Origin of the sequence: Bradyrhizobium sp. HKCCYLR20261, from assembly GCF_051168435.1 — a bacterium.
Taxonomy (GTDB): Bacteria; Pseudomonadota; Alphaproteobacteria; order Rhizobiales; family Xanthobacteraceae; genus Bradyrhizobium.
In genome coordinates, this window is sequence record NZ_JBNPUZ010000001.1 from 775,784 (window position 1) to 798,676 (window position 22,893).

Sequence of the window (22,893 nt, forward strand, 5' to 3'; positions counted from 1 at the left end):
CTCACGCGAATTTCGGCATCGCCGCCCGGTACGCCGCCAGGCGCGCGCGTTCGCTCTCCGGCCACAGCAGCGCCAGGCCGACCAGGCCTGAGACCACCAGCACGACAGCGTTGATGACGAAGCCCTGCACATAGCCGTCGAGCGCCGTTGCGGCGTTCTGCACCACCTTGCCCATGACGATCGGCGCGACGATGCCGGCGAGCGTGTAGCCGGCGCCATAAATCGCCATGACAGCGCCGCGCTGGCGGACGGGCGTGAACTCGCCGATCATCAGCGGGCAGACGACGTAGATCGCACCGGACAGGCCCGAGCCGATCACGATCAACGCGATCTGCATCGCGGGACTGCCGCCATACGGCAGCATGGCCATGACGAGACCTCCGGCCACCAGCGGCACCGAGCCGAGCACTCCGCGGGCCAGACGAGTCGAGAGTCCGCGCGCCATCAGCACCTGTGACAGCAGCCCGGTCGCCAGCACCACCACCGCGCCGAAGATCCAGGGCAGCACCGAGACGAGGCCGGCCTGCTGCTGACTGAGGCCGAGCCCCTTGATCAGAAACGGCGTGAACCAGGTGAGGCCGAGCGACAGCGCCCAATAGGCGCTGAAGCTGGCGGCGACGCAGCCGATGAAGGTGCGCGACAGCAACAGCTGCGTATAGGGCACCGGCGTCTCCTTGGTCGCCGTCGTCTCGGTATCGGCCAGGGGCCCCTCGCGGCCGAGCGCGATCCAGGCGGCGCCCCACAGCAATCCGACCAGGCCGAGGGCGCCGAAGGCATAATGCCAGCCGAAGCTGACGATGATGGCGTTCAGCGCCGGCACCGCCACGATGACGCCGAAGGCCGCGCCCTGCGACAGCAGCGCGGTCGGCAGGCCGCGCCTTTCGTCGGGGAACCATTTGTACATCGCGTGAAGGGCCACCGACGCGGCCGGGCCCTCGCCGGCGCCGAGAATGACGCGGCAGATCAGAAGCGTCGTGAAGCCGACGTCGCCGACCATCGGAAACTGGGCAATCGACCAGATCACGGCCAGCGCGAGCAGGACCCAACGCGTCTCGATGCGGTTGACCACGAAGCCCACGGCGATGGCCGAGATCGAGAACAGGAAGAAGAAGGAGGAGCCGAGCAGGCCGAATTGTTCCGGCGAGAGCTTGAGATCGGTCATGATCGGGACGCCCGCGAGCCCGACCACGATCTTGTCGGCGAAGTTCACGAGCATGAAGAGAAACAGGAGAAGCGTGATCCTCCAGGCGCCCTTCGGCGTTTTGATCGATGTCGACGCAGTCGTCGCCGGCGCGGCCATGGTCGTTCCCCGTCGTTTCTCTTGATCCCCGTCAATGCGGGTTTTCCTCATGCTAGCCACGCCCGCGCATCGTACGCAACCGACGTCTGCGGCTGCATGACAGCAATACCGGCGAAGGACGCGGCGCGACCAAGACACCCGTGATATCGCGCTGCGGCCTTGCTATATGCCGTCGTGCAGCAAGGCAGTTGATCCCGTGTTGAGCGTCAGAAACCTGTTCAAGACCTATCCCTCCGCCGGCGAGACCGTGAATGTTCTCCGCGGCGTCGATCTCGACGTCTTCAGCGGCGAGCGTGTCGCGCTCACCGGTGAATCCGGCTCCGGCAAGAGCACGTTGCTGCACCTGATCGCGGGCCTCGATGCCGCCGATCGCGGCGACATCCTGCTGGAGAACACGCCGGTCAGCGGGCTCGACGATGCCGGCCGCGCTGCGCTGAGGCGCGAGCGTCTGGGGCTTGTGTTCCAGCAGTTCAACCTGGTGCCGAGCCTCTCGGTGGCCGACAATCTCGCCTTTCAGGCACGGCTCGCGGGGCGGCACGATGCGGCGTGGCACACCGAACTCGTGGAGCGGCTCGGATTGAAGCCGCTGCTGAAGCGCTATCCCGAACAATTGTCCGGCGGACAACAGCAGCGCGTCGCGATCGGCCGCGCGCTGGCGATCAAGCCGGCGCTTCTGCTCGCGGACGAGCCGACCGGCAATCTCGACGAGGACACCGCCGACGAGGTGATGGCGCTGACGCGCGATCTCGTCGCGCGCACCGGCTGCGGCTTCCTGATGGTGACCCACAGCGCGCGGCTCGCCGCGATGCTCGACCGCCACGTGCATCTGCATGCAGGCCGCGTCGCATGAGGCGCGCGCTGTGGATTCTCGCCGTGCTGCTCAGCCATTGGCGGCGGCATCCGATGCAGCTCGCGACCCTGCTGATCGGGCTGATCTCGGCGACCGCGCTGTGGAGCGGCGTGCAGGCGCTGAACCAGCAGGCGCGCAACTCCTATGACCGCGCGGCCGCGATCTTCGGCGGCGCACGCACACCGATGCTGGTCGCGACCGACGGCAAGATGCTGCCGCAAAGCGTATTCGCCGAGCTGCGCCGCGCCGGCTGGGCGGTGTCGCCGGTGGTCGAAGGGCGGGTGCAGATCGACGGCCGTTCGATCCGGCTGCTCGGCATCGAGCCGTTCAGCATTCCCCGCGAGGTCGGCGATGCGCCGATGGTCGGACGCAGCGAGCTCGAGGCGTTCCTGACGCCGCCGCACCGCACGCTGATCTCGCCGGAAACGCTGGCCGAACTCGGACTGAAGGACGGCGCGGCGCCGCGGCTCAGCAATGACGCCGTGATGCCGCCGCTGATGGCGCAACAGCAGCTCGCACCCGGCGTGCTCGTTGTCGACATCAGCGACGCGCAGCGGCTGCTCGACAAGCCCGGCCAGATCTCGCGGCTACTGGTCGGCAAGACGATCGGCCAACGCCCGCCGTTGCAGAGCTTCGCCGGCGGCCGGCTGCAACTGGTCCAGCCCGAGGCCGAGACCGACCTGGAGCGGCTGACCGACAGCTTCCATCTCAATCTCACCGCCTTCGGCCTGCTGTCCTTCGTCGTCGGGCTGTTCATCGTCAACTCCGCGATCGGCCTTGCCTTCGAGCAACGATTGCCGGTATTGCGCACGTTGCGCGCCTGCGGCGTGTCCGCTCGCCAGCTCAACGCGGTGCTGATCGGCGAGCTCATCGCCTTCGCACTCGTTGCAGGTCTCGTCGGACTCGTCTGCGGCTACATCATCGCAGCGTCGCTGTTGCCGAATGTGGCGGCGTCGCTGCGCGGGCTCTATGGCGCGCAGGTGCCGGGCGAGCTGAGCCTGCAGCCGGCATGGTGGCTCGCCGGCCTCGTCATCAGCGTCGCCGGCGCGCTGGCGGCGGCGACCACGAGCCTGATCAAGTCGATGCGGCTGCCGATCCTGTCGGCGGCGCAGCCTTACGCGTGGCAGGAGGCGCAGCGGCGCTGGCTGCGCTTGCAGAGCGCCGTCGCGCTCGCCTTCTTCGTCACGGCCGGCCTGCTGCTGTGGCTCGGCCAATCGCTGCTCGCCGGCTTCGGCGTGCTCGCCGCAATGATGCTCGGCGCCGCGCTGCTGCTGCCGGCGATCCTGGAGCTGGTGCTGCGGCTGGGCGAACGCGGCGCACGCGCGGCGCTGGCGCAATGGTTCTGGGCCGACAGTCGGCAACAGATCTCAGGGCTGTCGCTGGCGCTGATGGCGCTGCTGATGGCGCTCGCCGTCAACGTCGGCGTGGCGACGATGGTCGAGACCTTCAGCCGCACCTTCCTGGTCTGGCTCGACGGCCGGCTCGCCGCCGATGTCTACATCAGCGCGACCGACGAAGCGCAGGCGCGCGAGATTCAAGGCTGGCTGCGCACGCGGCCCGAGGTGCGGGCGGTGCTGCCGGGCGGCCGCGCCGAGACGCAGCTCGCAGGCGCGCCGATCGATGTGCTCGGCCTGCCCGATCACGACACTTATCGCGCACATTGGCCGTTGCTGCAGGCCGGCCCCGAGGGCTGGAAGCAGCTGGTGCGCGGCGATGCCGGCTTCGTCAGCGAGCAGCTGTCGCGACGGCTCAATCTCTCGCTCGGCGACAGCATCGACATCCCCGCCCCGACCGGCGACTGGCGCATCATTGTGGCCGGCATCTATGCCGACTACGGCAACCCGAAGGGCCAGGTCACCGTCAACGTCGCCGCGCTGACGCGCCGTTTCCCGGCGACGCCGATCACGCGCATGGCGGTGCGCGCGGCGCCCGCCGACGTGCCGGGGCTGATCAGCGCGCTGACCGACAAGTTCGGACTCGACGGCCGCAACGTCGTCGACCAGGCCACCGTGAAGCAGGAGTCCAAGCAGATCTTCAACCGCACCTTTGCGGTGACCGGCGCGCTCAACACCTTCACGCTCGGCGTCGCCGCCATCGCGCTGCTGACGAGCCTGCTGACGCTCGCCAATTCGCGCCTGCCGCAGCTCGCGCCGCTCTGGGCGATCGGGCTGACGCGGCGCCGGCTCGCCGAGGTCGAGTTGCTGAAGACATTGTCACTCGCCGGCCTCACCGCACTGCTGGCGCTGCCGCTCGGGCTGGTGGTGGCGTGGTGCCTGATCGCGATCGTCAACGTCAAAGCCTTCGGCTGGCGGCTGCCGTTCGACGTGTTTCCGCTGCAGCTGGTGCGGTTGCTGATCGTCACCCTCGTCGCGGCCCTGATCGCCTCGCTGCTGCCGGTGCTGCGGCTGGCGCGGATGCAGCCGGCCCATCTCGTGAGGACCTTCACCATTGAGCGCTAGAGCCATGATCACGCGGCGCGGCCTGATCGGCGGGCTCGGCCTGCTGGCGCTGCCGCGCCTCGCCCGCGCGCAGGGCTTTGCCGGCCTCGCCGACAGCGCCGAGGGCTTTGCGCCGGTGACGCCGGGCAAGACATTCAGCTTCCCGGCCGACCACGGGCCGCACGACGATTTCCGCATCGAGTGGTGGTACATCACGGCCAATCTCAGCGACGCCAACGGCAAGGCCTATGGCCTGCAGTGGACGCTGTTCCGCTCGGCCTCGCTGCCCGGAGCGCAAGCGCAAGGATTCGACAACCAGCAGCTCTGGATGGCGCATGCCGCGGTGACGCGCGCCGACAGCCATCGCTCGACCGAGAAGTTTGCACGCGGCGGCGTCGGGCAGGCCGGCGTGGAAGCAAAACCGTTCCAGGCCTGGATCGACGACTGGCAATTGCGCGGCACGGCGGCGACCGACGACCCGTCGCTGGCGCCGCTCGACATGAGCGCGAGCGCGGCCGATTTCTCCTACGCGCTGCATCTGGAGGCGGACCGTCCCGTCGTTCTGCAGGGCATCGGCGGCTACAGCCGCAAGTCGGAGCGCGGCCAGGCCTCCTACTACTACAGCCAGCCATTCTATCGCGCGCGCGGCCGCCTCAGCTTCGACGACAAGCCTGTCGAGGTCACCGGGATGGCCTGGCTCGACCGCGAATGGAGCAGCCAGCCGCTGGCCTCCGACCAGAGCGGCTGGGACTGGTTCGCGCTGCATTTTTCCGGCGGCGAAAAGCTGATGCTGTACCGGATGCGCCAGGGCAACGGCGACTACACGTCCGGCACCTGGATCACCGCCGACGGCGCGTCGCGACCGCTCGGCCCCGGCGACATCGCGATGCGACCTATGGACATCGTCGGCATCGGCGAGCGCAAGCTCCCGGTCGGCTGGCGCGTCGAAATATCAGCGCTTGGCATCGCCATCGACAGCACGCCGCTCAATCCGAACGCCTGGATGGGCACGCGCGTGCCCTATTGGGAGGGGCCGATCAGCTTCAAGGGCAGCCATAGCGGGGTGGGCTATCTTGAGCTGACCGGATATTAAAGGCGCTTACAAGAGGGGGGACCACGCATGTATCACTTCACCGCACTCGTCACCGTGCTCGCGCTCATGCTGTATTTCTACATGGCGGTCCGCGTCGCGCAGGCGCGGGCCCGCTTCGGTGTGAAGGCGCCGGCGGTGACGGGAAATCTCGATTTCGAGCGCACCTATCGGGTGCAGGTCAATACGCTGGAATGGCTGCCGATCTTCCTGCCGGCGCTGTGGCTGTTCGCAATCTATGTCAGCGATGCGATTGCGGCGTTGATCGGCATCGTCTGGATCGCCGGCCGCGCGATGTACATGGTGTCCTACGCCAAGGCCGCCGAGAAGCGCGGCCCCGGCTTCGGCATCCAGGCGCTGGCAGCCTCCACCCTGCTCGTCGGCGCGCTCGTCGCCATCCTGTGGCGGATGCTGCACGGCTGACCGCTCAACCCTCCGCCGTCGTCCCGGCTCAAGGCCGGGACGACACCTGTTTTTTTTGAGATTACTTCGTCAGCGGGCAGCCGCTCTCCTTGGGCGTGAAGAACGCCTTGTCGCCGGGCACCGTGGCGAGCAGCTTGTAGTAGTCCCAGGGCTTCTTCGATTCCGACGGCTTCTTGACCTCGAACAGATACATGTCGTGGACCATGCGGCCGTTGGCGAGCACCTTGCCCTGCGCGAAGGCATCGTCGACCGGCAGTTCCTTGAGCTTCGCCGCCACGGCGTCGGAGTCCTTGGTGCCCGCGGCCTTCACCGCCTTCAGATAGGACAGCGTCGCCGAATAGGTGCCGGCATGGATCATGCTCGGCATGCGCCCCGTCCGCTTCATGAAGCGCTCGCTGAACGCGCGGGCCTTGTCGTCATGATCCCAGTAGAAGCCCTCGGTGAGCACCAGCCCCTGCGCCGCCTCCAGCCCGAGGCCATGCACCTCGGACAAGGTCATCAGCAGGCCGGCGAGCTTCTGGCCCCCCTTGACGATGCCGAACTCGGCCGCCTGCTTGATCGAGTTGGTGGTGTCGAGGCCGGCATTGGCGAGCCCGATGATCTTGGCCTTCGAGCTCTGCGCCTGCAGCAGGAAGGACGAGAAGTCCGAGGAGTTCAGCGGGATGCGCACCGAGCCCAGCACCTTGCCGCCCTTGGACGTCACGATGTCGCTGGTGTCCTTTTCCAGCGCATAGCCGAAGGCGTAGTCGGCGGTCATGAAGAACCAGGTGTCGCCCCCGGATTCGACCAGCGCGCCGCCGGTGCCGACCGCGAGCGCGCGGGTGTCATAGGCCCAGTGGAAGCCGTAGGGCGTGCAGGCATCGCCAGTGATGCGCGAGGTCGCGGCGCCGACGACGATGTCGATCTTCTTCTTCTCCTTCGACAGATCCTGGATCGCCAGCGCGACCGAGGAGGTCGTCAGCTCGGTGATCATGTCGACACCTTCGGTGTCGTACCAGCGCCGGGCGATGGACGAGGCGAGATCAGGTTTGTTCTGGTGGTCGGCCGTCACCATCTCGACCTTCTGCCCGAGCACTTCGCCGCCGAAATCCTCGATCGCCATCCTGGCGGCCTCGACGGAATATTTGCCGCCGTAATCGGCATAGACGCCGGACTGGTCGTTGAGGATGCCGATCTTGACCTGGGCCGAGGCTGGCGCCGCGATCAGCAGCGCACCGATGGCCGCAAAGGCCAACCAACGCGAATTCATATCGTCTCTCCCGGAGTTTCTTGCTTCTGAGAAGTCATTCGTTCGGAATGCGCCCTCACGTTAGGCCAGAACCCCGGCCGCGCCCATCCCTTCCCGCCTCAGCCAAAGGGCTGAGACGGCGGTTGATCCACGTGGAACCCGTCCGCTAGACTGGCGGGCAATCAACAAGCTGCCGTCCCCGTGAGGATGGTGTGCCCGGACGGAAACAGCCCAGCGCGTGACGCGGACGTCGTCCGCATCGCTCCGCCCTGCCTTACGCCGCGTGCACCCGAAGCCTCCGCCGGACGGTCATGGGAGGAGCAGACATGTACACCGGCAAGCACGCGAAGCTGCGCCCCTTGCAGCCCGCCTTCATCATGGCCTCCACCGGCGAAGCCGTGACCTATCGCGAGCTGGAGGCGCGCAGCAATCGCCTTGCGCATCTGTTCCGCCGTCATGGCCTGAAGCGGCTGGATCATTATTCGATCTTCATGGAGAACAACAATCGCTATCTCGAGTCGTGCGGCGCCGGCGAGCGCTCCGGCCTGTACTTCACCTGCGTGAACTCCTACCTGACGCCTGGCGAGCTCGCCTACATCCTCAACAACAGCCAGTCGCGGCTGCTGATCACGTCGGTCGCCAAGCTCGACGTCGCGCGCGAGGCGATGAAGGACGCGCCAGGCATCGAGCTGTGCATCGTCGCCGATGGCCCCGGTGAAAGCGAGCGTATCGTCGGCCTCGCGGAGGCGACATCCGGCCTGCCGTCGACGCCGATTGCCGACGAGGGCGTCGGCACCGCGATGCTGTACTCGTCCGGTACGACGGGCCGGCCGAAGGGCATCCTGCGGCCGCTGCCGGAGCAGCCGCCCGTGCAGCAGCTCCCGATCTTCGACTTCCTGGAGAAGCTGTGGCGCTATCGCGAGGGCATGATCTACCTCTCCCCTGCGCCGCTCTATCATTCCGCGCCGCAGGCCGCCGTCAATCTCACCATCCGCTCAGGCGGCACCGCCATCATCATGGAGAATTTCGAGCCCGAGCGCTATCTCCAGCTCGTCCAGCAGTGGGGCATCACCCATACTCAGCTGGTGCCGACGATGTTCTCGCGCATGCTGAAACTGCCGGAGGATGTCCGCACCCGCTACGACCTGTCCTCGCTGGAAGTGGCCATTCACGCCGCCGCACCCTGCCCCGCACAGGTCAAGGAGGACATGATCAAATGGTGGGGGCCGATCATCCACGAATATTACGGCGCCACAGAGGGCCTCGGCTTCACCGCCTGCGACAGCGAGCAGTGGCTGGCGCATCGCGGCACCGTCGGCAAGGTGCTGTTCGGTGACCTGCATATCCTCGACGAAAACATGCAGCCCTGCCCTGTCGGCACCGCCGGCACGGTATGGTTCAAGACGGGATCGCCGTTCGAGTACTTCAACGACCCCGAGCGCACCAAGGAGGCGCGCTCGGCCGACGGCACCATGAGCACCGTCGGCGACGTCGGCTATGTCGATGCCGACGGCTATCTCTATCTCACCGACCGCGCCACCTTCATGATCATCTCCGGCGGCGTGAACATCTATCCGCAGGAATGCGAGAACCTGTTGATCACCCATCCCAAGGTCGCCGATGCCGCCGTGTTCGGCGTGCCCAATGCCGATCTCGGCGAGGAGGTGAAGGCGGTGATCCAGCCGATGTCGGGCATCACGCCCGGTCCTGAGCTGGAGGAGGAGCTGATCGCCTTTTGCCGGCAATCGCTGGCACGGCAGAAGGTGCCGCGCTCGATCGACTTCGAGAAGGAGCTGCCGCGGCTGCCGACCGGCAAGCTCTACAAGCGCCTGTTGCGCGACCGCTATTGGGGCAACAAGACCTCGCGGATCGTCTAGACCGTCGCGACCTCGGGTTGATCCTTGTCAAGCGCAGGCAGCATCGCCGAGCCTATCCTCCACCGATTGCAGCCGCAGCCATTGCACGAGACGACGACATGCGCGCTCATCAAATCATGACGAGATCGGTGATCACGGTCACCCCCGGAACGCCGGTGGCCGAGGCGGCGCGGATCATGCTGCGCAACCACATCGGCGGCCTGCCGGTGGTGGACGCCTCCGGCCAGCTCGTCGGCATGGTCACCGACGGCGACTTCCTGCGTCGGGCCGAACTCGGCACGGAACGGCGGCACGGCCGCTGGCTCGACCTCCTCGTCGGCCGCGGCCGCGTCAGCGCCGATTTCGTCCACGCCCATGGCCGCACGGTGGGCGACATCATGAGCCGCCCTCCGGTCACGGTCAGCCAGGACGCCGCTCTCGGCGAGATCGCCGCGATCATGGAGAAGCGCAGCGTCAAGCGCCTGCCCGTCGTCAGTGGCGACCGGCTGGTCGGGATGATCACGCACACCGACTTCGTCCAGACCCTGGCCGATCTCGCCACCACGGTTCCCGGGCCCACGTCCGACGACGACGCCATCCGCGCTGCGATCCTGGACGCGCTCGACCAGGCCGCCTGCAAGCACTGCCGCTTCAATGTCGTGGTTCGCAACGGGATCGCGCATCTGAGCGGCGCGGTGCGTCACGAGAGTGAACGCGCCACCGCGATCGTGGCGGCCAAGAGCGTGGACGGCGTCCGGGAGGTGCGCGATCACATGTGGGTCTACCCGCCCCCAGAGGACGAATTCGGCGGCGGCGACATCGTCTCGCTGCAGGAGCAGCCGTCGACCGATGACGACCAGCCGCTCTGAGGAGCAAAGCTCCATGCGCCGCACCATCGCGCTGCCGATGCTGCTGTTGCTGCTCCTGACGCCGGCGGCGGCAGAGGATCTCGACCATGGCCGCCAAGTTGCGGAACGCTGGTGCGCCGAGTGCCATGTGGTCGGCGCCGAGGCGCCCCGGTTCCGGCGCGCCCGGCCGTTCGTCGCCATCGCCGCCAAGGAGGGCCTGACCAGGGAGATGCTGGTGAGGTTCCTGCTGCTTCCGCACGCCACGATGGCCAACAGCCCGCTCGGTGCAGCCGACGCGGACGATCTCGCCGGCTATATCCTCAGCCTCAGGAAGTAATGGGCAACCGGCCTGGCCGGCGTGTGTTGCGCTCAGACGCAGATTGCGCTGCACCCGGTACGGGGATGCGCTGCGCCCGCTGCCTGTTTCGACGCGCGGGCTGTTTCTTCTTTTTCGGACCGATCCGCTGGAACAAAACTGTCAAGTCAGCGTTTCGTGTATTCGCCGCCGTGAGCTGGAGCACGTCGCACGTCCCCGAGTCGGTATGCCGACCGCGACTCTCCTTGTCCTCGTTGCCGGAAAAGCCAACACCAAGCAGCGAATGAGATAGCTCTTGCATTCGTACACAAACAAGTTGGTAATCGGGTGCGCAGCGCCTTCTTGGCCGGCCTGCTAGCAAGGAGCCCGCGACGTGCACGGAATGCCCGGCGCCTCCAACGCCCCCCGCGCGACCGACGACGACGCAGCCTATCTCGCCGCGATCGTGAATGCGTCCGCTGACGCCATCTTCGGCACCACCGTGGACGGGATCATCCGCAGTTGGAATGCGGCATGTGAACGGATGCTGGGCTATCGCGCCGCCGAGATGATCGGACAGTCGATTCTGAATATCGTTCCTCCCGAGCTGAAGCAGGAGGCCCTGTCGATCCGCGCCCGTGTCAGCGTCGGCGCTTCGATCGAGAGCTTCGAGACGGTCCGGCTGGCGAAAGACGGCCGCCCGATCGAGGTCGCCATCACCTATTCGCCGATCCGCGACGGACTCGGTCAGATCATCGGTGTCTCGGGCATCCTGCGCGACGTCACCACGATCAAGACGGCGCAGCGCAGCGCCGCGATGCTGGCCGCCATCGTCACCTCCTCATCGGATGGCGTCGTCAGCAAGACGCTGGACGGCACCGTCACCAGCTGGAACAAGAGCGCCGAGCGCATCTTCGGGTTCTCGGAAGGCGAGATGATCAACCGCTCGATCCGCACGATCATCCCCGGGGAGCGCCAGGCCGAGGAGGATCGCATCCTCGCCACCGTCGTCTCCGGCGAGATGATCGACAATTTCGAAACCGTGCGGCTGCGCAAGGACGGCGCGCTGATCGACGTCTCGGTGACCGTCTCACCAGTCCGCGATCCCGCCGGCCGCATCATCGGCGCCTCCAAGATCGTGCGCGACATCACCGACAAGCGCCAGACCCGCGAGCAGTTGCACACCCTGCTCGCCGAGGTCAACCATCGCAGCAAGAACCTGTTGTCGCTGGTGCAGGCGATTGCGCGGCAGATGACGCGCCATGGCCGGCCGCTCGATCTCGATCGCTTCCTGCAGCGCCTGCAGGCGATTGCGAGCAATCAGGATCTGCTGATCCAGAACGACTGGCGCTTCATTCCGCTGCGCGATCTCGTTCACGCCCAGCTCAGCGCCTTCCGCGACCTCATCGGCAATCGCATCGCGATCGACGGGCCGCAGATCGAATTGACGCCGGAAGCGGCACAGGCGATCGGCCTGGCCGTCCACGAGCTGATCACCAATGCCGCGAGACATGGCGCGCTCTCGGGCAACGACGGACGTGTTGCGATCGACTGGCGATGCGATGGCGACGACTTCGACATGAGCTGGCGCGAGAGCGGTGGCCCCGCGGTCGCGTCGCCGGAACAACGCGGCTTCGGCAGCCGCGTCATCACCGACATGGTCCGGGCCGGGCTGGATGCATCGGTCGAGATCGATTACGCGGCGTCCGGCCTCCGCTGGCACCTCAACTGCCCCTTGCAACGCATCAGCCGCGGCAGCCTCCATGCCCGTTGCTGACAAGGTCAATGTCCTGATCGTCGAGGACGATCCCATGATCGGCTTCGACCTGTCGGTCGAGCTGGAAGAGGCCGGGTTTGCCGTGGTCGGCGTCGCGCCGACGGTGGGAAAGGCGCTGCACCTGCTGCAGCGGCACCGCTGCGACCTCGCCGTTCTCGACGTCAATCTCGGACACGAGACCTCGGCCCCGATCGCCCGCGCCCTGCAGGCGCAGGGCGTTCCGTTCGTTGCGGTCACCGGCTATTCGGTCGACCAATGCCCCGAGGAATTCGCCAGCGCGCCGCTGCTGTCGAAGCCGTTCCAGACGTCGCGGCTGGTCGCGACGTTGCGGCGGCAATTGCCGGGGTGAAGCGCAGCTGCAGTCCTGAGGCTTGGCGACAGCGGCGGGCGGCTCGTGCGTGTGTGGCGCCGACATGCGACTCCGACAGACCTCCCGCCGGCAACCTCAGTGCCATGCCCCTCACCCGGATTGCTGCGCAATCCGACCTCTCCCCGCAAAAGGGCGGGGAGAGGTTGCACCGTTCGTGCCGACGGAGATTGCCTCAATGATCAGTTCCGGATCGTCAGTTTGAGACGAGGCATCGCCGCGAGCACCGCTCCCCGTTCTTCACGGGGAGAGGGTTGGGGTGAGGGGCAACCGCACGGGAAGTCTCTATGCCAGGGCCCAATGACCGCGCCCGGCAGCGCGCGTCTCGCCCCCGGCAATCACCCCGCGATCTCCACCACGATCCGGCCCGTCGTGACCTGATCGCCCTCGGCGACCTCGATCGCGCTCACCGTGCCGGCGATGCCGGCCGTATGGACATGCTCCATCTTCATGGCTTCGAGCGTCAGCACCGGCTGGCCGGCCGCGATCTGATCACCGGGCTTCACCAACACCGCGACCACGCGGCCATTCAGCGCCGCGCGAACCTTGCCGTCGCCGCCGGACGCGGCCGCCGACAGCGGCGCGGCCAGCGTGAGGTCGCGCAGTGCCAGCACCCGGCCGCGATGCTGCACGAACAGGCGATCGCCGTCGCGCACGAAGCGGGCGCTGTCGACGATGCCGTCGCGGCGAATCCAGATCGTCTCGCCGTCCAGAGCCACAATCTCGTAGCGCTGCGCGACGCCGCCGTGCACGACGCTGTAGCTGCCGTCACGGTCGCGCAGCAGTTCGCATTCGCTGACATCGTCCCCGAGCGCAAAGCGAAGCGGCGTCGCGAAGGCAGGGGCCAGCGATCGCCCCTGGCGAAAGGGATGCGCCAGCGGATGGCTGACGGAGAGCAGCAGGGCGGCCAGCGCCATATCTTCGGCCGCGACGCCGGGCGCACGCAGCTCGTCACGATGCGCCGCGATGAATGCCGTGGTTGCCTTGCCGGCGGCGAACGCCGGGTGCCGCAGACAAGACGACAGGAAGGATTGGTTCGTCGTCACGCCCAGCGCGACCGCCTGTTCCAGCCCGGTGATGAGCCGCGCCCGCGCCTCCTCGCGCGACGCGCCATGGCTGATCAGCTTGGCGATCATCGAATCGTAGTAGGGTGGAATCTCCGCGCCTGTCTCCAGCGCATGCTCGACGCGGATCTGTTCCGGCACCTCCCAGAGCGCCATCCGTCCTGATTGCGGCATGAAGTCCTGAGCGGCATCCTCCGAGCACAGCCGCACTTCGATGGCGTGGCCCGTGAAGCTGATCTGCTCCTGACGCAGCGGCAGCGGCTCACCGGCGGCGATGCGGAGCTGCCACTCGACGAGATCGAGCCCGGTCAGCGCCTCGGTCACGGGATGCTCGACCTGCAGCCGCGTGTTCATCTCCATGAAGTAGAACTGGCCGTCGCCGTCGAGCAGGAATTCCAGCGTTCCGGCGCCTTCGTAAGTGAGCGCCTTCACGGCCTGCACCGCGACCGCACCCATGCGTGCACGTAGCTCCGGGCCGACCGCCGGCGACGGCGCCTCCTCGATCAGCTTCTGATGGCGCCGCTGCACCGAGCAGTCGCGCTCGCCGAGATGCACGGCGTTGCCATGGCTGTCACCGAACACCTGGATCTCGATGTGGCGCGGATTGGCGATGGCCTTCTCGAGAATGACCGTACCGTCGCCGAACGCCGCTGCAGCTTCCGAGCGCGCGCTGCGCAGCGCGTCAGCAAAGGCGCCGGCTTCGCTGACCAGTCGCATGCCGCGGCCGCCACCGCCTGCGACGGCCTTGATCATGACGGGGAAGCCGATGCGCTTCGCCTCGCGCAGCATCGCCTCGTCGCCCTGGTCCTCGCCCTGATAGCCCGGGACGCAGGGCACGCCGGCGCACTGCATGATCGTCTTGGCGCCGGCCTTGTTGCCCATCGCCTCGATCGCCTCGGGCGATGGTCCGATGAACACGAGACCGGCCTCCTTGCAGGCCCGCGCGAAATCCTCGTTCTCGGCGAGGAAGCCGTAGCCCGGATGGACCGCATCAGCGCCGGTCGCCTTCGCCGCGGCAATGATCGCCGGGATGTTCAGATAGGACTGCGCCGGCGGCGGCGCACCGAGACGGACGGCCTGATCGGCGAGCCGAACATGCGGCGCGCCGGCGTCGGCGTCGGAATAGACGGCGACCACGCCATGACCAAGCCGGCGCGCCGTGCGCATCACGCGCAGCGCGATCTCGCCGCGGTTGGCGATCAGCACCTTGTGGAAAGGCCGGCGCGACATCGTCTTCTCTCCGCTCATGGCCTGGCCACCGAGAACTGCATGCGCTGCGGTTCGCGCGCCTCGGACTCGCGGCAGATCGACAGCACCTCCGACAGCACCGCGCGGGTGTCGCGCGGATCGATGACGCCGTCGTCGAGCACCCGCGCCGAGGTCGCGAACACGTCCATCTGGCTGTCGAACACGCCGATGATCTGCGCCTTCATGGCATCGAGCTTCTCGCGCTCCACCGGCTTGCCGCGGCGCGCCGCTGCGGCCTCGGTGACGATCGCCATCGTCTCGGCCGCCTGCTCGCCGCCCATCACGGCGGTCTTGGCGTTCGGCCAGGAGAAGCAGAAGCGCGGGTGGAAGCCGCGGCCGCACATGCCGTAATTGCCGGCACCGAACGAGGCGCCGCAATAGATCGTGATCTGCGGGACGGTCGCCGAGGTCACCGCCTGGATCATCTTGGAGCCGTGCTTGATCATGCCGGCCTCCTCATAGGCGCGGCCGACCATGTAGCCGGTGGTGTTGTTGAGATAGAGGATCGGCGTGCGGCTCTGGCAGCAGGCCTGGATGAAATGCGTCGCCTTGTTGGCGCCGGCCGGATCGAGCGGGCCGTTGTTGGTGACGATGCCGATCGCCTGGCCCTCGATGCGGGCATGGCCGCACACCGTCGCGGGGCCGTAGTTCGGCGACATCTCGACGAAGTCGCTGTCGTCGACGATCCGCGCGATCACCTGGCGCATGTCGACGGGCCGCTTGTGATCGAGCGGCATGATGCCGAGCAGCTCTTCCTGGTCGTAGCGCGGCGGCTTCGCTGCCGGCGCGTCGTGCGACGGCCGATCCCAATTCAGCTTGCCCATGATCTCCCTCGCAATACGCAAAGCATCGCGGTCGTCCTCGGCAAGATAGTCGCCGAGCCCGGAGATCGCCGTATGCATCTCGGCGCCGCCGAGCTCCTCCTCGGTCGCGATCTCGCCGGTCGCGGCCTTCAGCAGCGGCGGCCCGGCGAGGAAGGCGCGGGTGCGGCCGCGCACCATGACGATGTAGTCGGACAGTCCGGTCTGATAGGCGCCGCCAGCGGTCGACGAGCCGTGCGTGACGGTGACGACCGGCAGGCCGGCCGCCGATAGCCGCGCCAGGTTGCGAAAGATGTTGCCGCCGCGAACGAAGTCCTCGACGCGGTAGCGCAAGAGGTTGGCACCGGCGCTCTCGACCAGTTGCACGTAAGGCAGCTTGTTTTCCAGCGCCAGCTCCTGCACGCGCAGGGTCTTGTCCAGGCCGTAAGGCTGCAGCGCACCGGCATCGATGGCCGCATCGTTCGCCGACACCATGCAGCGCACGCCCGCAACGAAGCCGATGCCGGCGATGACGCCGCCGCCCGGGACGCTCTTGGCGGCATCGGGCGTATCGAACATGTAGCCGGCGAGCGTCGACAGCTCCAGGAACGGCGCGCCGGGGTCGAGCACCAGCGCGACCCGCTCGCGCGGCAGCAGCTGGCCGCGCTGGTGGAAGCGGTCCTTGGCGGCGGCCGAGGCGTTGCGTGTCCGCGCCTCGAGATCGCGCATCCGCGCGATCAGCCCGAGCATGCCGTCGCGGTTGGCCTGGAAGGCGGCGCCGGTGGGAGAGATGGTGTTTTCGATGATGGCCATGAGCAACGATCTCATTATTGCGCGTCATTCCGGGGCGCGCGGAAGCGCGAGCCCGGAATCCATAACCACGATCGGGAGTATGGATTCCGGGCCTGGCCCTGCGGGCCATCCCGGAATGACGATGGAGTTTGTGGCACGCCTCACGCGCTCTTCGCCGCAAAATGCTCGCCATAGGCCTGGCGCAGCTCGACCTTGCGCAGCTTGCCGGTGGCGGTCATCGGCATCTCGTCGAGCACGCGGACCAGCTTCGGCACCTGGAAGCCGCCGAGCGACTTGCGGCAATGCTCCAGCAGCTCCGCCTCACTCGCCTGCGCGCCGGGCTTGAGCTTGACGAAGGCCGAGACCGCCTCGCCCCATTGCGGATGCGGCAGGCCGACGACGGCTGCGTTCTGCACCGCCGGATGCGCCAGCAGGGTCTCCTCGATCTTGACGGAGGCGACGTTCTCGCCGCCGGACTTGATCATGTCCTTCTTGCGGTCGAGGAACAGCACCTCGCCCTGGTCGATGACCGCGAGATCGCCGGTGTGGTGCCAGCCGAACTTGCGGGCTTCCGCGGTCGAATTGGGATCCTTGTAGTAACCCATCATCACATTGGGCCCGCGATGCACGAGCTCGCCGATCTCGCCGGGCGGCAGGAGATTTCCCGCATCGTCCATGATGGCGGTCTCGTTCACGAACAGCGACTCGCCCCAGTAGTTGCCGAACCGGTTGAGCTGCACCTCCGGCCGCGACATCGTTGTCGCCGGATACATCTCGGTCTGGCCGCTGGTCAGCACGAAGTTCGGACACAGCTCCTTGATCGCGCGCTCCAAGAGCGGCCGGCTCATCGGCGCCATCGTGTAGAGGCAGGTGCGTAAGTGGGAGAGATCGAACTCCTTGCGTCGGGGATGATCGAGGATCGCCTGATACATCAGCGGCAGCCCGACGAACACGGTGAGGCGATCGCGCACGATCGCCTCCATGCAGGCCACCGGATCGAAGCCGCGCATCAGCGCCATGCGGCCGCCGACCGAGAGATAGCTGAGCAGCAGCACATGGCCGGCGCAATGGAACAGCGGGAACTGCCCGGTGATACCGTCGTCGCGCGACAGCTGCATCTCGATGCAGTTGCTCATCACGGCCATGACCACGGCGAGATGGCAATGCATCGCGCCCTTCGGCCGCGACGTCGTGCCGGAGGTGTAGATGATCATCGCCAGATCGCGATCGTTGATCTCGATCTCAGGCTCAATCTCGGATTGGCCCTGGATCAGCTCGTTGAAGCTGGCCAGTCCTGCGGCCTTGGCCGTGCCGGTGAGGTCGACAGCCACCAGCTCGACTCCGCGCTTCTCAAGTGCCGCGCGGCGCTCCGGCTGCGCATGGAGATTGTCATCGATGATCGCGAACCGCACCTCGGCATGACCGAGGATGTAGTCCATGTCGGCGGGTCCGAGCATGGTATTGATCGGCACCCAGACCAGCCCGGCGCGATGGATGCCGAACAGCGCTTTGACGAAGTCGATCGAGTTGTTGCAGACCGTCGAGATTTTCTCGCCCGGCTTGAGCCCCTTCGCGATGAGATAATTCGCGAACCGGTTGGCATCGCGCTCCAGCTCGGCGAAGGTCACCTGCCGGCCACCATCGGTGATCGCGACGCGATCCGGAAACCGCCGCGCCGCGCGCTTCAGGAGATCGCCGATCGCGACCCGGCCGATCCGGCCCGGCCCGGCTACGCCGCCGGTGGCATCGAGGTTGGTCATGGCTTTAGTCCCTCTCCATCCGCGTCATTGCGAGGAGCCGAAGGCGACGAAGCAATCCAGGGGCGTCACGCGCAGCACTGGATTGCTTCCGCCTTCGCTCTCCGAGCTTCGGCGGACACGTCGCTTTGCTCGCAATGACGGAGGCATGTTGCGTCAGTTCACGGTCCCGAACATCTGCCGCGCCTCGGCCGGGCTCGCAATCTCGCGGCCCGCGCGCCGCGCACAGCCGGCGATGGCCTCGATCAGCTGGCCGTTCGACGTCACCTTGGCGCCATCAGCGAGGTAGAACGTGTCTTCCAGACCGGTCCGTAGATGACCGCCGAGCTCGGCGCAGCGCTGATGCAGCGGCCAGATCTCGGCGCGGCCAATCGCGGTGACCTGCCAATGCGCCTCCGGCAGTTTCAGCTTGAGCAGGATCGGCAACAGCTCCGGATCCGCGGGCATGCCCGACGCCACGCCCATCACGAAGTTGTACTCCAGAGGTCCGGCATACATGCCCGTTTGGCGATACATGCCGACGCAGCGCACGATGCCGACGTCGAAGCACTCGAACTCCGGGATCGTGTTCACGTCCTTCATGACAGCGAGATAGTCGCCGATCTTCTCGACCGAGTTGTCGAACATCATCGGCGGCCAGGCCCAGCTGTTGTCGGCCTTGACCTTCAGATAGTTCAGCGAGCCGGCGTTGCAGGCGGCGATCTCCGGCCGGGTCTCGCGGATGCAGTCGAGCGCGCCCTGATAGTTCGGGCCCGAGACGCCCGAGGTGTGATTGATGATCACGCCGGGACAGGCTTCGCGGATCGCCTGCTGAATCTCGCGCGAGACATTGACCTCCCAGGACGGCAGGTGGCCCTTGCCCGGCGCCTGCTGACGCAGATGGATGTGCATGATCGCCGCACCCGCGTCATAGGCGCGGCGCGCCTCGCGCGCCATCTCCTCCGGCGTGACCGGCACGTGATGCTGCCTGGGATCGGTGAGCACGCCGTTCAGCGCGCAGGTGATGACGGCTTTGTCGCTCATGGCAGTCGTTCTGACACTCGTTCGAAGAAGCTTTCACGCAAGCAGCGCGGTGCAGGTCTGCGCCCATATGATGATGTCGCGGCGCGATCTGCTTGCGTTGACTCGCTGGTTGGAACGGCGCTTTCCCGTTATTGCTTTGCGTCAAGCCTGCGGCCTGTGATCGACGCTAAGCGGTTCCTGTCTGCCCTCCAGATCGAGCGTGCAATGCCCACCGACACACAACCGGCGCCAACGTTTCCAAACGGACTGAGCGCCGCCGAGGCGGCGCGGCGGCTGCAGGCAGAGGGCTTCAACGAGCTGCCGCAGGCGGGCGCCCGCTCGATCGTCCGGCTGATCGCGGACGTGCTGAAGGAACCGATGCTGCTCCTGCTGCTCGCGGGCGCCGGCATCTATCTGGCATTGGGCGATATGGCCGAAGCCGTGCTGCTCGGCGTGTTCGCCTCGGCATCGGTGTTCATCACCATCGTGCAGGAGGCGCGCACGGAGCGCGTGCTGGAATCGTTGCGCGATCTCTCCAGCCCGCGCGCGCTCGTCATCCGCGACGGCGAACGCAGCCGCATCGCCGGCCGCGACGTGGTGCGCGGCGATATGATCGTGCTGGCGGAGGGAGATCGCGTCGCGGCGGATGCCGTGCTGCGGCAATGCGACGATCTGCTGACGGATGAATCGCTGCTCTCGGGCGAATCCGTGCCGGTGCGCAAGCGGCCGGCAAGTGATGCGGACAGCGCCGCCCCCGTCGCAGCCGGCGGCGACGATCGGCCCTTCGTGTTCTCCGGCAGCCTCGTCGTGCGCGGCGGCGGCATCGCCGAGGTGATGGCGACCGGACCGCGCACGGCGATCGGCAGGATCGGGCAGTCGGTCAGCACGCTGGAGACCGAGACGCCGCGCCTCCGCCAGCAGACGCGGCGTCTCGTGATGGCGTTCGCGATCGGCGGCGCCGTCGTGGTGGCGATCACGGTCGTGCTCTACGCGCTGTATCGCGGCGGCTGGCTGGAAGGGCTGCTCGCCGGCATCGCGCTGGGCATGTCGATGCTCCCAGAGGAATTCCCGGTCGTACTGACGGTGTTCCTGGCGATGGGCGCCTGGCGCATCTCGCAGGCGCGCGTGCTGACGCGGCGGGCCGCCGCAATCGAATCGCTCGGCGCCGCCACGGTGCTGTGCACCGACAAGACCGGCACCCTGACGCAGAACCGCATGATGGTGGCGCGGCTGGTACGGGCGGACGGCCTGACGCTGCAACCGACGACGTCATCGCCCAATGCGGTCACCGCGGATTTCCGCGATCTGGTCGCGACCGCCGTGCTGGCCTGCGACCCACAGTCGCACGACCCGATGGAGACGGCGCTGCAGGCCCTCGGCCCCGACGCAACCGCCGGCGCCAGCCTGCAGCGGCGCTATGGCCTGCGTCCCGATCTGCTTGCGATGACCAATGTCTGGTCGCGTGACGGCGTCAGCATGGTCGCGGCCAAGGGCGCGCCTGAAGCCATCGCCAGGCTGTGTGGCTTCACCGACACCGAATTGGCGGGGTTGCAGGCCCGTGTCGAGACGCTCGCGGTCGACGGCTTGCGCGTGCTCGGCGTCGCCGAGGCGCGCTGGGGCGACGATGCGTTGCCGGAGACCCAGCGGGGCTTCGCCTTCAGCTTCCGCGGCCTCGTCGGCTTCGCCGATCCTCTGCGCGCCGAGGTGCCCAACGCCGTCGCCGAATGCCGCTCCGCGGGCATCCGTGTGCTCATGATCACCGGCGATTATCCGGCCACGGCCGCGGCGATCGCGCGGCAGGCCGGGCTCGATCCCGAACGCGTCATCACCGGCCCCGAGCTTGCCGATCTCGACGACGATGCGCTGGCGCGCGCCGCGCGCACGCCGACGGCCTTCGCGCGCATCATGCCTGAGCAGAAGCTGCGCATCGTCTCGGCGCTCAAGGCCGACGGCGAGATCGTCGCCATGACCGGCGACGGCGTCAACGACGCGCCATCGCTGAAGGCGGCGCATATCGGCATCGCGATGGGCGGGCGCGGCACCGACGTCGCGCGCGAAGCGGCCGCGATCGTGCTGCTCGACGATGATTTCGGCTCGATCGTCAAGGCGATCCGGCTGGGCCGGCGGATCTACGACAATCTGCGCAAGGCGATGAGCTTCATCCTCGCGGTGCATTTTCCGATCGCCGGCCTCGCGCTGCTGCCGCTCCTCACCGGCCTGCCGCTGCTGCTCGGGCCCATTCACATCGCGTTTCTGGAGATGATCATCGATCCCGTCTGCTCGCTGGTGTTCGAGGCCGAGACCGAGGAAGACGACGTCATGCGGCGGCGGCCGCGCGATCCCTTGGAGCCGCTGCTGCCGCGCCCGCTGGTGCTGTGGGGCGCGCTGCAAGGCCTGCTCGCCGTGATCACCACCGGCGGCGTGCTGCTGCTGGCGCACCGCAACGGCATGCCCGACGACGAGCTGCGCGCGCTGGTGTTCTTCACCCTGGTGTCGGTGATCGTCAGCCTGATCTTCGTCAACCGCTCGTTCTCGAGCTCGCTGCGCGACGCGCTGCTGCGGCCGAATCGCGTGCTGCTGTCGGTGATCGCTGTTGTCATCGCCGTGCTCGCGACCAGCCTGACGGTGCCGCCGGTCGCGGCGCTGTTCAAGTTCGGGCCGCTGCACGCCGACGACCTCGCGCTGACCGCGGCGGCCGCGATCAGCACGCTGATCGTGCTGGAGCTGTCGAAATTCCCGCTGCGCGCCGCGCTGACGCGCCGCGCGAGAGCCGATCAGGTCAGCGCCGCCTCGCCGGCGCGGTAGATCGCGAGATCGCGCGAGCCGGAGAAGATCGCGCGCGGCTTCAGCCCGTAGAAGCGGCGGATCGAGTGGCTGAAATGCGTGGAATCGGGATAGCCGATGTCCTGCGCGAGATGCGCCAGGTTGAGATCCTGGTTGGCGTAGTTCAGCAGATGCCGCGCGCGCTTCCAGGCGCGGAACGAGCGGAAGGAGATGTCGGTCTCCTCCTTGAACAGATGCAGGAAGCGCGAGGTCGACAGGCCCACCGCGGCGGCGCAGCTCTCGGCGGTGGCCGGCTCGCCCGAGAAGCGGCTGATCAGGCCGATCGCCTTGACCACGCGCGGGTCAAGCGTCCGCTGCGGCAGCACCTCGCCGAAGCACAGACGGTCGAACACCGCGCTGGTGACGTCGCCGGACAACGGCCGCTGCACCAGTTCCTCATAGGCGGCGCGGATGCGGCAGGCGAAGGCCTCGGCCTCGCGCGTGACCTTGGCCGCGAAGCGATCCAGCGTGCCGATCGGCACGCTCTCCGGCTCCATCGTCACGACGATGACGGTGCGATAGTCGCTCTCGATCGTGTGCTGCTTGTTCGGCGGCACCACCAGCAGCTCGCCGCACCGCGCCTCGCCGCCCTCGGGCAGCAGCCGCAGGCTGCCGGTCAGCGCGACGTAAATGTGCAGCGCGCCCGAGCAGCGCTGGCGCGGTCGGCCGAGCAGCCCGGCGTAGAACACGCGCTCGGGCGTAATCAGCATGAGATGGCCGGAGTCCCGGCGGGAAACATCCATGGTCTTCCTCCTGAGGCGCGACTCTGCGGCCGCTTCTTTGGAGGAGAACCATAGCGCAATTCGCGCCGCTGTCATCGGCGACGACTGCCGATTTTTGTCGCGGTTAACTCACCGATCCGAGATGTCCGTCATTCCGGGGCGCGCGTCAGCGCGAACCCGGAATCTCGAGATTCCGGGTTCGATGCGACGCAT

17 protein-coding genes are annotated in these 22,893 nt (G+C 67.4%); 10 read left to right on the forward strand and 7 right to left on the reverse strand.

Annotated elements, in window-relative coordinates; genetic code table 11:
- Window position 1: 1 nt before the first annotated feature.
- On the reverse strand, window positions 2-1,300 hold the full coding sequence (locus ACQR1L_RS03575) for an MFS transporter (protein WP_434856513.1): 1,299 nt from the start codon (window positions 1,298-1,300) through the stop codon (window positions 2-4).
- A gap of 196 nt (window positions 1,301-1,496) precedes the next feature.
- On the opposite strand from ACQR1L_RS03575, the gene ACQR1L_RS03580 reads away from it, so the two are divergent.
- The 4 genes from ACQR1L_RS03580 to ACQR1L_RS03595 are packed head-to-tail and all read left to right on the forward strand — an operon-like array spanning window position 1,497 to window position 6,101.
- Window positions 1,497-2,150 carry an ABC transporter ATP-binding protein gene (locus tag ACQR1L_RS03580; protein ID WP_434856514.1) on the forward strand — a complete coding sequence of 218 codons (654 nt, stop codon included), beginning with the start codon at window positions 1,497-1,499 and terminating at the stop codon, window positions 2,148-2,150.
- On the forward strand, window positions 2,147-4,609 hold the full coding sequence (locus tag ACQR1L_RS03585; RefSeq protein WP_434856515.1) for an FtsX-like permease family protein: 2,463 nt from the start codon (window positions 2,147-2,149) through the stop codon (window positions 4,607-4,609). The genes ACQR1L_RS03580 and ACQR1L_RS03585 overlap by 4 nt, the downstream gene beginning before the upstream one ends.
- A complete protein-coding gene (locus tag ACQR1L_RS03590) occupies window positions 4,599-5,681 on the forward strand; it encodes a lipocalin-like domain-containing protein (protein ID WP_434856516.1) in 1,083 nt (360 codons plus the stop codon). Before ACQR1L_RS03585 ends, ACQR1L_RS03590 begins: the two co-directional genes overlap by 11 nt.
- 27 nt (window positions 5,682-5,708) lie before the next feature.
- Window positions 5,709-6,101, forward strand: a complete 393-nt coding sequence (locus tag ACQR1L_RS03595) for an MAPEG family protein (protein ID WP_434856517.1) — start codon at window positions 5,709-5,711, stop codon at window positions 6,099-6,101.
- A 61-nt stretch (window positions 6,102-6,162) separates the two neighbouring features.
- Here the strand turns inward: ACQR1L_RS03595 and ACQR1L_RS03600 are convergent, their stop codons facing one another.
- On the reverse strand, window positions 6,163-7,350 hold the full coding sequence (locus ACQR1L_RS03600) for an ABC transporter substrate-binding protein (protein WP_434856518.1): 1,188 nt from the start codon (window positions 7,348-7,350) through the stop codon (window positions 6,163-6,165).
- Window positions 7,351-7,655: 305 nt separating this feature from the next.
- Here ACQR1L_RS03600 and ACQR1L_RS03605 point away from each other — a divergent pair, with 305 nt between their 5' ends.
- The 5 genes from ACQR1L_RS03605 (at window position 7,656) to ACQR1L_RS03625 (ending at window position 12,454) form a co-directional block, all read left to right on the forward strand.
- Complete coding sequence (locus ACQR1L_RS03605; protein WP_434856519.1) at window positions 7,656-9,206, forward strand: AMP-binding protein; 1,551 nt, start codon at window positions 7,656-7,658, stop codon at window positions 9,204-9,206.
- Window positions 9,207-9,304: 98 nt separating this feature from the next.
- Window positions 9,305-10,054, forward strand: coding sequence for a CBS domain-containing protein (locus tag ACQR1L_RS03610; RefSeq protein ID WP_434856520.1), 750 nt, complete (start codon window positions 9,305-9,307; stop codon window positions 10,052-10,054).
- A 13-nt stretch (window positions 10,055-10,067) separates the two neighbouring features.
- The gene (locus ACQR1L_RS03615) at window positions 10,068-10,370 is read left to right on the forward strand and encodes a cytochrome c (RefSeq protein WP_434856521.1); all 303 of its coding nucleotides are present in this window, start codon (window positions 10,068-10,070) and stop codon (window positions 10,368-10,370) included.
- 352 nt (window positions 10,371-10,722) lie between these two features.
- Entirely contained in the window at window positions 10,723-12,105 is a 1,383-nt protein-coding gene (locus ACQR1L_RS03620; RefSeq protein ID WP_434856522.1) for a sensor histidine kinase, read from the forward strand.
- Window positions 12,092-12,454, forward strand: a complete 363-nt coding sequence (locus tag ACQR1L_RS03625) for a response regulator (RefSeq protein ID WP_434856523.1) — start codon at window positions 12,092-12,094, stop codon at window positions 12,452-12,454. Before ACQR1L_RS03620 ends, ACQR1L_RS03625 begins: the two co-directional genes overlap by 14 nt.
- A gap of 356 nt (window positions 12,455-12,810) precedes the next feature.
- On the opposite strand, the gene ACQR1L_RS03630 is transcribed toward ACQR1L_RS03625, so the two are convergent.
- The 4 genes from ACQR1L_RS03630 to ACQR1L_RS03645 all read right to left on the reverse strand — a co-directional run bounded on the left by ACQR1L_RS03630 (window position 12,811) and on the right by ACQR1L_RS03645 (window position 19,156).
- The gene (locus ACQR1L_RS03630) at window positions 12,811-14,766 is read right to left on the reverse strand and encodes an acetyl-CoA carboxylase biotin carboxylase subunit (RefSeq protein WP_434856524.1); all 1,956 of its coding nucleotides are present in this window, start codon (window positions 14,764-14,766) and stop codon (window positions 12,811-12,813) included.
- A gap of 14 nt (window positions 14,767-14,780) precedes the next feature.
- A complete protein-coding gene (locus ACQR1L_RS03635) occupies window positions 14,781-16,397 on the reverse strand; it encodes an acyl-CoA carboxylase subunit beta (protein ID WP_434856525.1) in 1,617 nt (538 codons plus the stop codon).
- A gap of 140 nt (window positions 16,398-16,537) precedes the next feature.
- Window positions 16,538-18,136 (reverse strand): AMP-binding protein, encoded by a 1,599-nt coding sequence (locus tag ACQR1L_RS03640; RefSeq protein ID WP_434856526.1) that lies wholly within the window; start codon window positions 18,134-18,136, stop codon window positions 16,538-16,540.
- A gap of 153 nt (window positions 18,137-18,289) precedes the next feature.
- On the reverse strand, window positions 18,290-19,156 hold the full coding sequence (locus ACQR1L_RS03645; RefSeq protein ID WP_434856527.1) for a 3-keto-5-aminohexanoate cleavage protein: 867 nt from the start codon (window positions 19,154-19,156) through the stop codon (window positions 18,290-18,292).
- Between the two features lie 204 nt (window positions 19,157-19,360).
- Between ACQR1L_RS03645 and ACQR1L_RS03650 the strand changes: the two genes are divergently transcribed.
- Complete coding sequence (locus ACQR1L_RS03650) at window positions 19,361-21,940, forward strand: cation-translocating P-type ATPase (RefSeq protein WP_434856528.1); 2,580 nt, start codon at window positions 19,361-19,363, stop codon at window positions 21,938-21,940.
- On the opposite strand, the gene ACQR1L_RS03655 is transcribed toward ACQR1L_RS03650, so the two are convergent.
- Complete coding sequence (locus tag ACQR1L_RS03655; protein ID WP_315722646.1) at window positions 21,910-22,701, reverse strand: helix-turn-helix domain-containing protein; 792 nt, start codon at window positions 22,699-22,701, stop codon at window positions 21,910-21,912. The genes ACQR1L_RS03650 and ACQR1L_RS03655 overlap by 31 nt on opposite strands.
- Window positions 22,702-22,893: the final 192 nt, after the last annotated feature.

Excerpts from the sequence above, each read along its gene's own strand:
- ACQR1L_RS03585 (WP_434856515.1), top strand. The coding sequence starts at position 2,147 with ATGAGGCGCGCGCTGTGGATTCTCGCCGTGCTGCTCAGCCATTGGCGG.
- ACQR1L_RS03605 (WP_434856519.1), top strand. The coding sequence starts at position 7,656 with ATGTACACCGGCAAGCACGCGAAGCTGCGCCCCTTGCAGCCCGCCTTC.
- ACQR1L_RS03615 (WP_434856521.1), top strand. The coding sequence starts at position 10,068 with ATGCGCCGCACCATCGCGCTGCCGATGCTGCTGTTGCTGCTCCTGACG.
- ACQR1L_RS03645 (WP_434856527.1), bottom strand. The coding sequence starts at position 19,156 with ATGAGCGACAAAGCCGTCATCACCTGCGCGCTGAACGGCGTGCTCACC.
- ACQR1L_RS03595 (WP_434856517.1), top strand. The coding sequence starts at position 5,709 with ATGTATCACTTCACCGCACTCGTCACCGTGCTCGCGCTCATGCTGTAT.
- ACQR1L_RS03630 (WP_434856524.1), bottom strand. The coding sequence starts at position 14,766 with ATGTCGCGCCGGCCTTTCCACAAGGTGCTGATCGCCAACCGCGGCGAG.
- ACQR1L_RS03635 (WP_434856525.1), bottom strand. The coding sequence starts at position 16,397 with ATGGCCATCATCGAAAACACCATCTCTCCCACCGGCGCCGCCTTCCAG.
- ACQR1L_RS03600 (WP_434856518.1), bottom strand. The coding sequence starts at position 7,350 with ATGAATTCGCGTTGGTTGGCCTTTGCGGCCATCGGTGCGCTGCTGATC.
- ACQR1L_RS03610 (WP_434856520.1), top strand. The coding sequence starts at position 9,305 with ATGCGCGCTCATCAAATCATGACGAGATCGGTGATCACGGTCACCCCC.
- ACQR1L_RS03650 (WP_434856528.1), top strand. The coding sequence starts at position 19,361 with ATGCCCACCGACACACAACCGGCGCCAACGTTTCCAAACGGACTGAGC.
- ACQR1L_RS03575 (WP_434856513.1), bottom strand. The coding sequence starts at position 1,300 with ATGGCCGCGCCGGCGACGACTGCGTCGACATCGATCAAAACGCCGAAG.
- ACQR1L_RS03625 (WP_434856523.1), top strand. The coding sequence starts at position 12,092 with ATGCCCGTTGCTGACAAGGTCAATGTCCTGATCGTCGAGGACGATCCC.
- ACQR1L_RS03655 (WP_315722646.1), bottom strand. The coding sequence starts at position 22,701 with ATGGATGTTTCCCGCCGGGACTCCGGCCATCTCATGCTGATTACGCCC.
- ACQR1L_RS03640 (WP_434856526.1), bottom strand. The coding sequence starts at position 18,136 with ATGACCAACCTCGATGCCACCGGCGGCGTAGCCGGGCCGGGCCGGATC.